This is a genomic window from Pseudoalteromonas sp. NC201 (genome assembly GCF_002850255.1).
GTDB lineage: Bacteria > Pseudomonadota > Gammaproteobacteria > Enterobacterales > Alteromonadaceae > Pseudoalteromonas.
This window is the reverse complement of sequence record NZ_CP022522.1, coordinates 3,337,991-3,350,853: the sequence shown is the minus strand read 5'-3', so window position 1 is coordinate 3,350,853 and position 12,863 is coordinate 3,337,991. Positions and strand designations below refer to the sequence as shown.

The following is a 12,863-nucleotide window of genomic DNA, read 5'->3' as shown; positions in this document are numbered from 1 at the left end:
CGGGACAAGCATAGAATAGTTTAGGAACAAATATGTCATTGAATGAACAAGTAGCACAAAGCTACTTCGCAAGCTTACAGCGCCATGTTGATGTTTTTGAAACAATGGCAAACTATCACCAAGAATGTGTTGAGCTACTTGAAGCATGCCAAAGTACATTAGCAGCAGGTGGTAAGGTCATTTGGTTTGGTAATGGTGGCAGCGCGGCAGATGCGCAGCACCTAGCTGCAGAATTTGTGGTGCGTTACAAATTAGAGCGTGGTCCTTTGGCTTCGATTGCACTGACTACCGACACCTCAATTTTGACCGCGCACAGCAATGACTATCACTTTGACTCCGTATTTGAACGTCAAGTTCAGGCACTTTGTAAACCGGAAGATATGGTGATTGGTTTAACCACATCAGGTACGAGCCCTAATATCAATTTGGCACTTCAAGCCGCGAATGAAATTGGCGCGTTTACCGTGGCATTGACTGGCAGAACTGGTGGCAAAGTTAAGGATATTGCTAAATTACCGATTATTATCGCAAACGACGAGACAGCGCGTATTCAAGAAGCGCATATGTTTATTGGTCACTGGCTATGCGAAGCGGTCGATATGCTCGTTGCGGCGGAGCAAGAGGCATGAAGTTAGCGGCGCTTCAACAGCTAAATCAAGCCAAGGTATTGGTGGTTGGCGATGTGATGTTGGATAGATACTGGCATGGAGATACCGGGCGCATTTCTCCTGAGGCTCCAGTACCTGTGGTGAAAGTCAGCGCGTTGGAAGACAAAGCTGGTGGTGCGGCGAACGTTGCCAAAAACATCGCTCACCTAGATGGTAAAGTGGGTTTGCTTGGGCTTATCGGCGAAGATGACAATGGCAAAACGCTTGAGGCTATTCTTACCAAAGAAAACATTGAATCTAGCCTAGTTAACGTCGTTGAGCTGCCGACTATCGCAAAAATGCGTGTGATCAGCCGTCATCAGCAAGTAGTCCGACTCGATTTAGAAGAACCCTTTCAGTTATCTCACAGTCAACTACTGCTTGAGCGTCTAAAGCAAGAAGTTGATAAGTATGACTTTGTGTTGTTTAGCGACTACAACAAAGGCGCTTTATGCGCCATTTCAGATATGATTGCGGTGGCTAAAGCTGCTGGTAAAACGGTACTTATTGATCCCAAAAATAGTGACTTGAGCCTTTATCAAGGTGCTGATTTTATCACGCCTAACTTAAACGAATTTAAACTCGCAGGTGGAGATACAAGCAGCGAAGAGGCACTCACCTCTAGTGCGCGCGAGCTCCTGAAAACGTCAGGGATCGGCGCTATGTTGCTGACGCGCTCCGAGCAAGGTATGTCTTTGATAACCAATACTGAAAAGTTTGATTTCCCAGCTCAAGTACAGGAAGTAAGTGACGTTACGGGAGCTGGCGATACCGTGATCGCCACACTGACGACGATGTTAGGCGCAGGAATGTCTGCTAAAGACGCGGTGGAGGTTGCAAATATTGCCGCAGGCATTGCCGTGAGTAAGTTAGGTGCTGCAACGGTGTCACCGGAAGAGTTGAGTCGCAAACTGGGTCAATATCTTAGAGAAACGGGCGAGCACTACCAAACGCCGTTTGAAGAAGTGCTTAAGCACATTACTTTTGCCAAGCAAAACGGCGAAACCATTGTGTTTACCAACGGCTGCTTTGATATTCTCCATGCAGGCCATGTGCGTTATTTAGCGCAAGCTAAAGCGATGGGAGATAGACTCGTCGTTGGGTTAAATAATGATGAATCAATCTCGCGACTCAAAGGGCCTGAACGTCCAATCAATCCATTGAAAGAGCGGGCTATGGTGTTATCTGCACTCGCTTCTGTGGATTGGGTTATTCCGTTTGGCTGTGTTGAAGAAAATGACACACCAGCTAAGCTGATAGAAATGGTCAGCCCTGACATTTTGGTCAAAGGTGGTGACTATAAAGTGGAAGAGATTGCAGGTGCAGAGCATGTGCTTAATCAAGGTGGAAAAGTCGAGGTGTTAGCATTTTTGGATGGCTGCTCGACTTCCAATGTGATTAAAAAGGCACAGCTACAAAAACGTTAACGTGCGCTGTGATAGGCTTGCATCAATACTTGCCATTGATTTTCATCAAAATAAAAGGTCGGCCATTTGCCGGCCTCTTTTTTAAATGAACGTTGCAAACGCTCCATGTTTGCGTGCTGCCAACTTGAGTTTGGCTGCATGATTTTGCCCTTATCAAAATCAATTAGAAATACTTTGCCGTTGGCATCAAACAAAATATTGTTGATGTTCAAATCATCGTGATAGGCACCGGCTTGGTGAAACTGAGCAATGGTGTGGCCGATACTTTCCAGTTCATTTGTACTAAGCGTTCTTGCTTGCAAAATTTCGCAAACACTGGTGGCATCAGACACCGCTTCGGTCAAAATATCTGCACGATAAATACCAAAATGAAGCGATATTCTTGCGCCAAGTGGTGTTGGGACTGGTAAACCTTGTAGTTGTAGTTGCTCTAGCAAAGCAAACTCTTGATATACGCGAGTATTTTCTAGTTTGGTAAAAATATATTGATCACTCAACAGCTTGCCGATTAAGCCACCACGATAATAGTGCTTGAGTACCGCTATGCCTTGATTAAACCGCACGAACCACGCCGTTGCTCGGCCTTCTTTCGAGCCGACAATCGCATTATTTTTCTGCCAATATTCAGGGTCAAACATTTCTTCTGAAACATCATAATCTAGGGTTGAAGGCGTTAGTAAATAGCTATGCGGCTGTTTGGTGATTTGCACAATATAGGATTCTTAAGAGTCAATTGTGGCATTCTAACGATTTTTCATCCTCAGTGAAACTTGCAAACTTGTTTGATTAATTTAAGATCAAGCGCTTGTTACTTTCCATGAGAACTATTGTTTTGAGCAAATCCTTGACCTCTATTTGTATTTTGCGACTTTCTGCGATTGGCGACGTGTGCCATGCAGTGAGTGCTGTACAGGCGATCCAACGCGCACATCCGCAAGCGAAAATAACGTGGGTGATAGGTAAAGTGGAAGCCATGTTACTGGCTGACCTACCCGGTGTTGAGCTCGTCGTATTTGACAAAAAGCAGGGTAAAGCCGCGCTCAAGGCGTTAAAGGCAAAGTTCAAAGGGCAAAAGTTTGACGTATTACTACATATGCAGGTTGCGTTAAGAGCCAACCTTGTTGCGCGAGTTATTCCTGCAAAGCAAAAAATAGGCTTTGATAAAAGGCGCTCTAAAGAGTTACACAGTTTGTTTATTAATAAGCGGATCGCACCTCAACAGTCGCCACATGTGCTCGAAGGTTTCCAAAACTTTGCCCGTGCAATTGGTGCTGAGTGCGGTGAGCCAACATGGCAGATGCCAGTGACGGCAGCTCATCAAGCTGCGGCAAAATCGCTATTACCTGAAGGCAAGGTTTTTGTGATATCGCCTGCGGCAAGTAAAGCCGAGCGCAATTGGCTTCCTGAGCGTTATGCTAGGGTTGCAGATCATGCTGCTGCATTGGGGTTTCAGGTGGTGATAACGGGTGGCCCAACGGAACTTGAGCAAAACTTAGCAGCCGAAATTCAACAACACAGCCAAGCTGAGTTATTAAACTTAGTGGGAAAAACTGATTTGAAAACCCTACTTTGTGTATTGGAGCAAGCCGAATTGGTGTTAGCACCTGATACTGGGCCTGCTCATATGGCTGTGACAGTTGGAACGCCGGTGATCGGTTTGTATGCTCACTCCAACCCAACTCGCACAGGGCCGTACCTGTATCAAGACTATGTAGTTGAGGTTTATCATCAAAACCTCATTGCGCAAAAGGGTAAAACTGCTGAGCAATTACCCTGGGGAACACGGGCAAAAGGTAGCGAACTCATGTCTCAAATTTCTGTTGATGCTGTTATTACGATGTTTGAGCGGGTAATAAAAGAGCAGGGGATTGTGACCAATGCATAAGGCTGTATTTTTAGACAGAGACGGCGTTGTTAATAAAGATCACGCCTATGTTCATAAAATCGCGGATTTTGAGTTTATCGATGGGGTATTCAGTGCCTGCCAAGCATTTAGCAAAGCCGGTTATAAAATTGTGGTCGTGACGAATCAGTCGGGCATTGGCCGAGGTTACTACGATGAAGCACAATTTCACGCGTTAAGCGAGTGGATGTGCGCGCAGTTTATGGCGCATGGTGTTGACATCGCTGGTGTTTATTTTTGTCCTCACCACCCTGAAAAGGCACAAGACCCATATAAAGTAGAGTGTGACTGTCGTAAACCAGAACCCGGGATGCTGCTGCAAGCGATAGCCGAGCATGACTTGGATCCTACGCAAAGTATTATGATTGGTGATAAAGTCTCAGACATCAAGGCTGCCCGCGCTGCTGGCGTAAAAACAGCTATTTTAGTTGAGTCTGGGCAGAGCTTTAGTCAAGAGCAACAACAGCTCGCGGATAAAGTATGTGCGTCGTTGGCGGAGGTACCAGCCGCACTATGTTTGTCTGAGTAAAATAAAGTTTGCTGCCAGTTGTCGCAAATCGTGCATTTATTGTGTGAACCTTTTAAAATAAAGATATCTTTTAATGTACCAGGTATGATTGAATTGGTACGTTCCAATTAACTTGAGCTAATTAATATAGAATAAGCCCAAGCGTTAACTTCTGATAGTGAGAATGACAACCGCCTATGGCGATGCGTAGCTTACTATCACCGTGCAAAAAATGGAGACTCCCAGATGAGAGCATCGGCCTTCTACAGCCAGCTTCAGCAACAAATTGAAGAAGTAAAAGCTGAAGGATTATATAAAAAAGAGCGTATTATTACTTCTCAGCAGCAAGCTGAAATTGCAGTATCGACTGGCGAAAGTGTAATTAACTTCTGTGCAAACAACTATCTAGGTTTGGCGAATCACCCAGAGCTAATTAAAGCGGCGCAGGGCGGCCTTGATGACCATGGTTTCGGTGTCGCGTCGGTGCGCTTTATCTGTGGTACGCAAGATATTCACAAAACGCTTGAAGCAAAGATCAGTGAATTTTTAGAAACGGAAGATACTATCCTTTACTCTTCATGCTTTGATGCCAATGCTGGTTTATTCGAAACTATCTTAGGCCCTGAAGATGCAATTATCTCGGACTCATTAAATCACGCTTCCATCATTGATGGTGTGCGTTTATGTAAAGCTAAGCGTTTCCGCTATGCTAACAACGATATGGCTGATCTTGAGCAGCAGTTAATTGCTGCTGATGAAGCTGGTGTGAAAACCAAGCTTATCGCCACCGATGGCGTATTCTCAATGGATGGCGTTATTTGTAACTTAAAAGCGGTTTGTGACTTAGCGGATAAGTACGACGCTTTAGTGATGGTTGATGATTCACACGCGGTGGGTTTTGTTGGTGAAAATGGCCGAGGAACACCGGAATACTGTGGTGTATTAGACCGAGTGGATATTATTACAGGAACGCTTGGTAAAGCACTTGGCGGTGCATCTGGCGGTTATACCTCTGGTAAGAAAGAAATCGTAGAGTGGTTACGTCAGCGTTCACGTCCTTATTTATTCTCAAACTCGCTAGCGCCTTCAATTGTTACAGCTTCAATAAAAGTGCTAGACATGATGAAAGAAGGCGATGCCCTACGTGCTAAACTATGGGATAACGCAGCCTATTTCCGTACTAAGATGGAAGCCGTCGGCTTTACTTGTGCGGGTAAAGATCACGCTATTATTCCGGTTATGTTAGGCGATGCCAAAGTAGCCTCAGAAATGGCTGACAGATTGCTAGCTGAAGGGATCTATGTGATCGGTTTCTCTTATCCTGTCGTGCCAAAAGGGCAAGCTAGGATCAGAACACAAATTTCAGCTGCGCATACTACTGAGCAGCTAGACAAAGCAATCGAAGCCTTTACCCGTATTGGTAAAGACCTAGGCGTCATTTAATTTTGCCACCGGCATTAAGCCGGTGCAGCTAACGAGCGAATACTATGAAAGCATTATCCAAGTTGAAAGCTGAAGAAGGAATTTGGATGGCGGATGTGCCAAAACCGGAAGTAGGGCACAACGATCTATTGATCAAAATCCGTAAAACAGCAATTTGTGGTACCGACGTACACATCTACAAATGGGATGAGTGGGCACAAAACACGATCCCAACTCCAATGGTTGTGGGACACGAATACGTAGGTGAAGTGGTCGATATGGGCCAAGAGGTGCGTGGTTTTAGCATTGGCGACCGAGTATCTGGTGAAGGTCATATCACATGTGGTCACTGTCGTAATTGTCGTGCTGGTCGTGTTCACCTATGTCGTAACACCATTGGGGTAGGCGTTAACCGCGAAGGTTCATTTGCAGAATACTTGGTTATTCCTGCTTATAATGCGTTTAAGATCCCTGACAATATTTCTGACGAACTCGCTTCTATCTTCGACCCATTCGGTAATGCAGTGCACACCGCATTGTCGTTTGACTTAGTTGGTGAAGACGTCCTCATTACTGGTGCGGGTCCAATTGGTATTATGGCTGCGGCAGTGGCGAAACACGTTGGTGCGCGTCATGTGGTGATCACAGATGTAAACGAATATCGCCTTGAGCTAGCCACTAAAATGGGTGCTACGCGAGCAGTAAATGTTGCCAGTGAAAGCCTCGAAACGGTTATGAAAGATCTTGGTATGACAGAAGGGTTCGATGTTGGGCTTGAAATGTCAGGTGTTCCTTCAGCATTTAAAGGCATGTTAAACAGCATGAACCATGGTGGTAAGATTGCAATGCTGGGCATTCCTCCTTCTGACATGGCGGTGGATTGGAACCAAGTGATCTTCAAGGGTCTAGTGATCAAGGGGATTTACGGCCGTGAAATGTTTGAAACTTGGTACAAAATGGCAAGTTTGATCCAGTCAGGCTTAAACCTTGACCCAATCATTACACATCAGTTCCATGTTGATGACTTCCAGACTGGCTTTGATACGATGATTTCAGGGCAATCAGGTAAAGTTATTCTGAATTGGGATTAATGCTCAACTTTGCTTAGTGCATGAATGAGTAGTTATAATAGAAAGACGGCTAGGCCGATAAGGCTTAAGCCGTCTTTTATTTTTTAGTTTTAAATGGGTAACACATGTCTTTTAAACATATTTCAGTAGCAGACACACAAGCGCTTTTAGGCAATGATGATGTAGTGGTAGCAGACATCCGCGATGAAAATACTTTTGCACAAGGGCATATTCCAGGCGCTGAACATTTATCTAACGCTAATCTTGCACATTTCATGCAGGAGAAAGAGTTTGACCAACCTATTGTTGTGGTGTGTTATCACGGGATCTCCTCACAAGGCGCAGCTAACTACCTAGTTGAGCAAGGCTTTGAAGATGTTTACAGTATGGATGGCGGTTTTACGCAGTGGGCAAGTGAATTGCCAAACGAGATTGAAAAGTGAAGTTAATAGCCCATTATCACAATGCACGACTAGCTCAAGGTGCGGTCGATTATTTTAAGACGCAAGGGATTTATTGTGTTTTGCACAGTCACGATGGGCAACAAGTTGAAGTTTGGCTAGAGCGTGGTGATGAAGCGCTTGCTATGCGTCTTTGGCAAACGTTTTTGGAGCAACCTGAGGCTGAACTATATCAAGCGGCTTCTTGGCAAACCGGAAGTACACAGGGGTTATTTAGCTACCAAGGCCAAAACTTAAACTTAGTAAAGCGCTTTTTGGGATTGAACTGGTTATTACAGGGCGTTTTTGGTGTCAGTATTATTATTTTTGTCGCCATGTTATTTGGTGACGCTAATGGCATCTTTTCTGCGCTACGTTTCTCCCTAGATAAACCTTGGACTTGGATAGCGCCTACACTGATACATTTTAGCGCCATACATTTGATTTTTAATTTAAGCTGGTGGTTACACCTTGGCGCGCAAATTTCAGAGAAACTAGGGCTCTGGGCGTTAGTTTGCATCTACTTTGTAACCGGCTTAACCAGTAATTTTATGCAGTACCTATTTGTTGACGCTAATTTTGGTGGACTAAGTGGCGTGGTCTACGGACTACTAGGCTTTTGCTGGGTAATTGGTCATCGAAATCCTGCCGGAGCCGCTTTGGTCTCTAAGCCTGTTATTGGTTTTATGCTGCTTTGGATGCTGTTTGGATTTACGGATATGTTTTTCATCAACATGGCTAACTGGGCACATTTGTTCGGACTGCTATCAGGTATGTTGGTTGCGGTATTTTGGCCTATCAACAGGCAACTCAAAGAGAATAGCTAGTTACTTCGAACTCGGAATCTAGCGCTTCCGAGTTCTTGTATGAGTTGATTCGGTTAGTGATATAAATATTTGGTAAAAAGCACATCTCGAACAATTTCCTGCCCAGTTTCTTCTTTTAGCAATGTCTTTAGCTTTTCAGCACAGCGCTTTCTGATTTCTTCTCTGCCAGTTAATGACTTAATGGTTTCTTCGTTTTCTTTACTCAGGATCTGTACAATTGCATCTCTTAGTAAAGGTGTATGGTGCTCAACCACGGCAATATTCGCAACGTCATTCAGCATTAGGTCAACGGTGACTCGGACATAGCCAAGCTTTTTATTAGATTGGCCTATGTAGTTCGTGATGATATCTGGCTCAAACCCGAAATACCCAATAGTTGAATCCGCTTTTACAGGGGAAGCCGCGGTTAATGCAATGCACAAAGTGAGTACAACAGCCAACAGTCTCATGTTTTATCAGGTATCCTAATGCAAGTTACTTTTTACTTAGTTTATACATAATTGCGTTGATTTTACAGTTGGCTTCAGCACAAACATAAACTTTTTAGAAAGCCTCTGCTCTGCTATTATGACCGCGGATTTTTAAAACGGAAATAGAACGTTGCCTTTGCAATTACCCTTAGAGCTCCCTTGGCTGAAGAACACACAGTTGGTGGATGTTGAGCCAGCACTTTCTCCTTATTTACTAGAGACCCAATCTCTAACCGCAAAATTGAAAGAAACTTGTGATAAATTTTCTGTGACTGTGCTTGCTAATGAGTTCAGGAGCGCTCCAGATGCGTTACGTACAGATCTTTCTGAACAGGTTTGGTGCCGAGAAGTAACGCTAAATTGTAACGGTAAAGCAGCTGTATTTGGACAAAGTTGGCTCAATGAGGACGCATGTACTGTCGGAATGGATGCAATTGGTGAGACGCCGTTAGGTGAGTTACTGTTTACTGATTCAAATTGGCAGCGCGGAACCCTTGAGTATCTTCGTTTAGCTACTTCAGACTATCCAGCGCTGATTGAACTTATTGCACCCACCACTGGCGTCGTCCCAGAGCGTTTATTTGCCAGAAGAAGCTGGTTTAAAAACGGTAAAGCAAAGATTTTAGTTTGTGAAGTCTTTATATCGGAAAGCTTTTATGATTGAACACCAGAAATGGCAGGCTTACAGCCAACTTATGCGATTAGATAAGCCAATCGGAACTTTACTATTATTGTGGCCAACACTTTGGTCACTGTGGTTTGCAGCTGAAGGTATTCCAAGTATCTGGCTTATTGTTACTTTTGCACTTGGTGTATTTCTAATGCGAAGTGCGGGCTGTGTTATCAACGATTTCGCCGATCGCAAGGTTGATGGGGCTGTAAAGCGTACGGCGACAAGACCGCTTGCAAGGGGGGCCGTGACGAGTAAAGAAGCGCTAGGACTATTTTCTATTTTGGTAACGCTAGCTTTTATTCTGGTGCTTTTTTTAAACTGGCAGACTATTGCATTATCGTTTGGTGCACTTGTGTTGGCTTCTGTCTATCCTTTCATGAAGCGTTATACAAACTTACCTCAAATCGTACTTGGGGCTGCTTTTAGCTGGGCGATACCGATGGCCTTTATGGCAGTAAATCAGAATGTGCCAGTACTTGCTTGGGTGTTGTTTGCTGCGAATTTAATTTGGACGGTCGCTTATGACACCATGTACGCCATGGTAGATAGGGATGATGATTTGAAGATTGGGGTAAAGTCTACTGCGATTTTATTCGGAAAATGGGATCTCCACATTATTGCGTTGCTCAACATCACATTTATCGCGATGATGGCGGCAGTTGGTGTAACGTTTGATTTAAACCTCGCTTTTTGGTGTGGCTTACTCGCAGCCTCTGTGCTGCTTGTTAAACAACAATATGCCATACGCAATAGAGATAGAGATAGATGTTTTTGGGCTTTTTTAAACAATAATTATGTTGGCTTGGCGATTTTTGTAGGGGTCGTGTTGGGGTTTTTACCGTTCTAAAGCCGGTTATTAAAAACGGGCAAGTAATACAGATTATTTGCCCGTTTTTTTGCAACTAATAAGTTACTGTTTTTTTGCTAGATGAAGATGCTGCATCTTCGATTAGCTCAAGCAAGTGATTTATATGTGCATTTGAACCAATTTGATGATTGGTTTGTACAATCAATTGCTCTCTATCCAATGCCTTATTGGTTTTTAAGAAAACTAAGTTAGGATCTTGTGCGATGGTTTTGGAATGCTCAATGCTAGCAATTGCGAAACTGTTGCTATTCTTTAAGCCATCAATTACTTGCTCAATATTACCAATTTTAACGCTGGTTGATTTGTTTAGCGAATCAACGGCTTCATTAAGCATACCTTGAACTTGCTTTGATTGGGAAAAGCACCCATACATAGGATATTGCGTTAATTCAGCTTTTCTAATGCTGTCTTGGTTTGCTAGAGGGTGGTTTCTAGAAACAAACAAAACTAGCTGATCGGGTAGGTGAATATCGCTCACTATGCTATTTGCGCTTTGTAAATATACGCTAATATCAATTTCACCAAGTTGCAGCTTGCGAGTAAGCTCCAACTCATCTTGTAACTGCATCTCGATTTTTACATTAGGATACTGAGCTAAAAACTGACCGCAAGAAACTGGCACAATGCTACTTGCTTGTGTTGTATAACCAATAATTAACTTCTGGTTATCGCGACCAAACAAACTTTGCTTGATGGTTTTCTTGGTTAGGTCGAGTTCTGATAGCGTCGTTTTACAATACTTTAAGAACAGTTCACCTTGCTCAGTTAATTTTACTGAACGCGTTGAACGTTTAACGAGTTCACAACCTATTTCATCTTCAAGGGTTTGGATGCTTCGGGTAAGCGCTGAAGTACTGATCTGGGTTTGTTCTGCGGCTTGTCTAAAATGTCTTAAATTACCTAATGCTACGAACTGCTCGAGTTGTTCAAATCTCATGTGAAATTCCTTTTAATTTCAACTAAAACACATTTACTACGTCTTTTCCCAATAGTAATACACAAAACGAGAAAAAGAAAGTGAAGTTTTTACATTCTGATTACAAAGTTAGTCAGGATACCTGTCACGTATCTCAATAAATTGTTCCAGATTATTTAGAAAAAGGTCAACTAATTTGGGGTCAAATTGTTTTCCTCTTTCTTTATTGAGTAATTCAATTATCTTTTCCAGCGGCCAAGCGGGCTTATAACAACGCTCGCTGCCCAGTGCATCAAAGACATCCGCCAGTGCTGTGATCCTCCCGACAATGTTTATTTGCTCAGCTTTCAAGCCGTTTGGATACCCAGAGCCATCCCACTTTTCGTGATGTTGATGCGCAATTAACGCACCACATTGCAGAATCTCATTTGTTGAATTTTTTAAGATTTCAAACCCTTGCTGTGCGTGAGTTTGCATAATTATCCATTCTTCATCAGTGAGTTTTCCGGGTTTATTCAGGATTTGATCTGGAATACTGATTTTGCCAATATCATGGAGCGGAGAGGCGAGTTTGATAATTTCTGCATGGTAGTGAGAAAGTCCATAAAGCTGGGCTAAAAGCATACTATAATGTGCCACGCGTTTTACGTGGGAGCCTGTTTCTTTCGAGCGTTTTTCGACGGCTTCACCCAAAATATAAGAAAGCTCTTTTTGAGAGTCTTTGACGGTTTCACGCAACTTTAAGTTGTCGTAGGCTAGCGCTATATTGTTTGCAAAAAATTCAAGTAGCTGGAAATCCATGCTATGAAGATCGCTATCCTTACTCACATAAATCATCGTTTCACTGCCTTCTCGGGAAGGGAAGTAGCCGATATATTCATTGCGGGTCTTCATAGATGATTTTTTGTTGTGCGTTTCTATAAATAAATTTTGTACATTCTCTGGCAAAGTTACATTACTTGGCTCTACGCCTGCACCAGAGGCTGCTAGTAACTTAAATTTTGTGGGCTCATTAGCTTGATGATTTACTGCTGCTGCACAGTATATTTCCGAATCTGATAATCCCATTACAGCGGATACATGGGATAATATAGTTGATGCAAAATCCTGAATATTGCTACACTTTAAAAAATTCGAAGATGCATCAATAATGCGTTCGAGTCCCATTTTGTGCTTTTCGATGGTTTGAATATCCCGGTGAGCGCGTAAAGCAGAATAGAGCAGCGTTTTTAACTTGACGGCAGTGAGCTCGGTTTTGTTCTTATAGTCATTAATATCGTAATCGCGAATAACCGATTCTTCCGGTGCTTCACCTGGCTGCCCTGTGCGCAGCACAAGGCGAATATCAAAGTTTTCTAAGTCATCACGGATATATCGCACTAAATCAAGCCCTGCATGATTACTTTCCATCACGACATCAATAAGGCCTACAGAAATATTCTGCTCCGTGTCCAAGATGACTTTTGCTTCTTGTGCTGAGTAGGCATGATGAAATCTCAATGCTTTATTCTCAAACTTAAAGCCGGACAACACCAGCTTAGTCACTTGGTGAATGTCTTCTTCATCGTCTACAACCAGAATATCCCAGTAGGTATCGGCCATTTGATTTATTGGGCTTTCTAGCACTTCATCTGAGAACAAAAATCCGCTCACAGATTGCTCCTCTTTTTATGCTGACTCAACGTTAGTATA

At 43.2% G+C, this 12,863-nt stretch carries 14 protein-coding genes; 10 read left to right on the top strand and 4 right to left on the bottom strand.

Annotated features, from left to right (window positions below; translation table 11 throughout):
- Positions 1 to 32 precede the first annotated feature (32 nt).
- Positions 33 to 629, top strand: coding sequence for an SIS domain-containing protein (locus tag PNC201_RS14615; protein ID WP_010374612.1), 597 nt, complete (start codon positions 33 to 35; stop codon positions 627 to 629).
- Positions 626 to 2,074 carry a bifunctional D-glycero-beta-D-manno-heptose-7-phosphate kinase/D-glycero-beta-D-manno-heptose 1-phosphate adenylyltransferase HldE gene (gene hldE / locus PNC201_RS14610; protein ID WP_102057475.1) on the top strand — a complete coding sequence of 483 codons (1,449 nt, stop codon included), beginning with the start codon at positions 626 to 628 and terminating at the stop codon, positions 2,072 to 2,074. Before PNC201_RS14615 ends, hldE begins: the two co-directional genes overlap by 4 nt.
- Here hldE and PNC201_RS14605 read toward each other — a convergent pair.
- Positions 2,071 to 2,784 carry a 3-deoxy-D-manno-octulosonic acid kinase gene (locus tag PNC201_RS14605; protein WP_010607619.1) on the bottom strand — a complete coding sequence of 238 codons (714 nt, stop codon included), beginning with the start codon at positions 2,782 to 2,784 and terminating at the stop codon, positions 2,071 to 2,073. The genes hldE and PNC201_RS14605 overlap by 4 nt on opposite strands.
- Before the next feature lie 107 nt (positions 2,785 to 2,891).
- Here PNC201_RS14605 and PNC201_RS14600 point away from each other — a divergent pair, with 107 nt between their 5' ends.
- The 6 genes from PNC201_RS14600 to glpG all read left to right on the top strand — a co-directional run bounded on the left by PNC201_RS14600 (position 2,892) and on the right by glpG (position 8,244).
- Positions 2,892 to 3,959 carry a glycosyltransferase family 9 protein gene (locus tag PNC201_RS14600; protein WP_102057474.1) on the top strand — a complete coding sequence of 356 codons (1,068 nt, stop codon included), beginning with the start codon at positions 2,892 to 2,894 and terminating at the stop codon, positions 3,957 to 3,959.
- Positions 3,952 to 4,506 carry a D-glycero-beta-D-manno-heptose 1,7-bisphosphate 7-phosphatase gene (gene gmhB, locus PNC201_RS14595; protein ID WP_102057473.1) on the top strand — a complete coding sequence of 185 codons (555 nt, stop codon included), beginning with the start codon at positions 3,952 to 3,954 and terminating at the stop codon, positions 4,504 to 4,506. The genes PNC201_RS14600 and gmhB overlap by 8 nt, the downstream gene beginning before the upstream one ends.
- A gap of 225 nt (positions 4,507 to 4,731) precedes the next feature.
- Positions 4,732 to 5,928, top strand: coding sequence for a glycine C-acetyltransferase (locus PNC201_RS14590; protein WP_010374617.1), 1,197 nt, complete (start codon positions 4,732 to 4,734; stop codon positions 5,926 to 5,928).
- Between the two features lie 44 nt (positions 5,929 to 5,972).
- Positions 5,973 to 6,998: an L-threonine 3-dehydrogenase gene (tdh, locus tag PNC201_RS14585; protein ID WP_010374618.1), complete on the top strand. Its 1,026-nt coding sequence runs from the start codon at positions 5,973 to 5,975 to the stop codon at positions 6,996 to 6,998.
- A 104-nt stretch (positions 6,999 to 7,102) separates the two neighbouring features.
- Complete coding sequence (gene glpE / locus PNC201_RS14580) at positions 7,103 to 7,420, top strand: thiosulfate sulfurtransferase GlpE (protein WP_010374619.1); 318 nt, start codon at positions 7,103 to 7,105, stop codon at positions 7,418 to 7,420.
- Positions 7,417 to 8,244 (top strand): rhomboid family intramembrane serine protease GlpG, encoded by an 828-nt coding sequence (gene glpG, locus PNC201_RS14575; protein WP_102057472.1) that lies wholly within the window; start codon positions 7,417 to 7,419, stop codon positions 8,242 to 8,244. Before glpE ends, glpG begins: the two co-directional genes overlap by 4 nt.
- A 53-nt stretch (positions 8,245 to 8,297) precedes the next feature.
- Here the strand turns inward: glpG and PNC201_RS14570 are convergent, their stop codons facing one another.
- Positions 8,298 to 8,693 carry a flagellar basal body-associated protein FliL gene (locus PNC201_RS14570; protein ID WP_010607624.1) on the bottom strand — a complete coding sequence of 132 codons (396 nt, stop codon included), beginning with the start codon at positions 8,691 to 8,693 and terminating at the stop codon, positions 8,298 to 8,300.
- A 157-nt stretch (positions 8,694 to 8,850) separates the two neighbouring features.
- Between PNC201_RS14570 and PNC201_RS14565 the strand changes: the two genes are divergently transcribed.
- Complete coding sequence (locus PNC201_RS14565; protein ID WP_233525182.1) at positions 8,851 to 9,378, top strand: chorismate--pyruvate lyase family protein; 528 nt, start codon at positions 8,851 to 8,853, stop codon at positions 9,376 to 9,378.
- Positions 9,371 to 10,234, top strand: a complete 864-nt coding sequence (ubiA, locus tag PNC201_RS14560; protein WP_010607626.1) for a 4-hydroxybenzoate octaprenyltransferase — start codon at positions 9,371 to 9,373, stop codon at positions 10,232 to 10,234. The genes PNC201_RS14565 and ubiA overlap by 8 nt, the downstream gene beginning before the upstream one ends.
- A 55-nt stretch (positions 10,235 to 10,289) precedes the next feature.
- Here ubiA and PNC201_RS14555 read toward each other — a convergent pair whose 3' ends face one another.
- A complete protein-coding gene (locus tag PNC201_RS14555; protein WP_010607627.1) occupies positions 10,290 to 11,192 on the bottom strand; it encodes a LysR family transcriptional regulator in 903 nt (300 codons plus the stop codon).
- A gap of 108 nt (positions 11,193 to 11,300) precedes the next feature.
- Positions 11,301 to 12,824 carry a DUF3369 domain-containing protein gene (locus tag PNC201_RS14550; protein ID WP_010607628.1) on the bottom strand — a complete coding sequence of 508 codons (1,524 nt, stop codon included), beginning with the start codon at positions 12,822 to 12,824 and terminating at the stop codon, positions 11,301 to 11,303.
- Between the last annotated feature and the right edge of the window lie 39 nt (positions 12,825 to 12,863).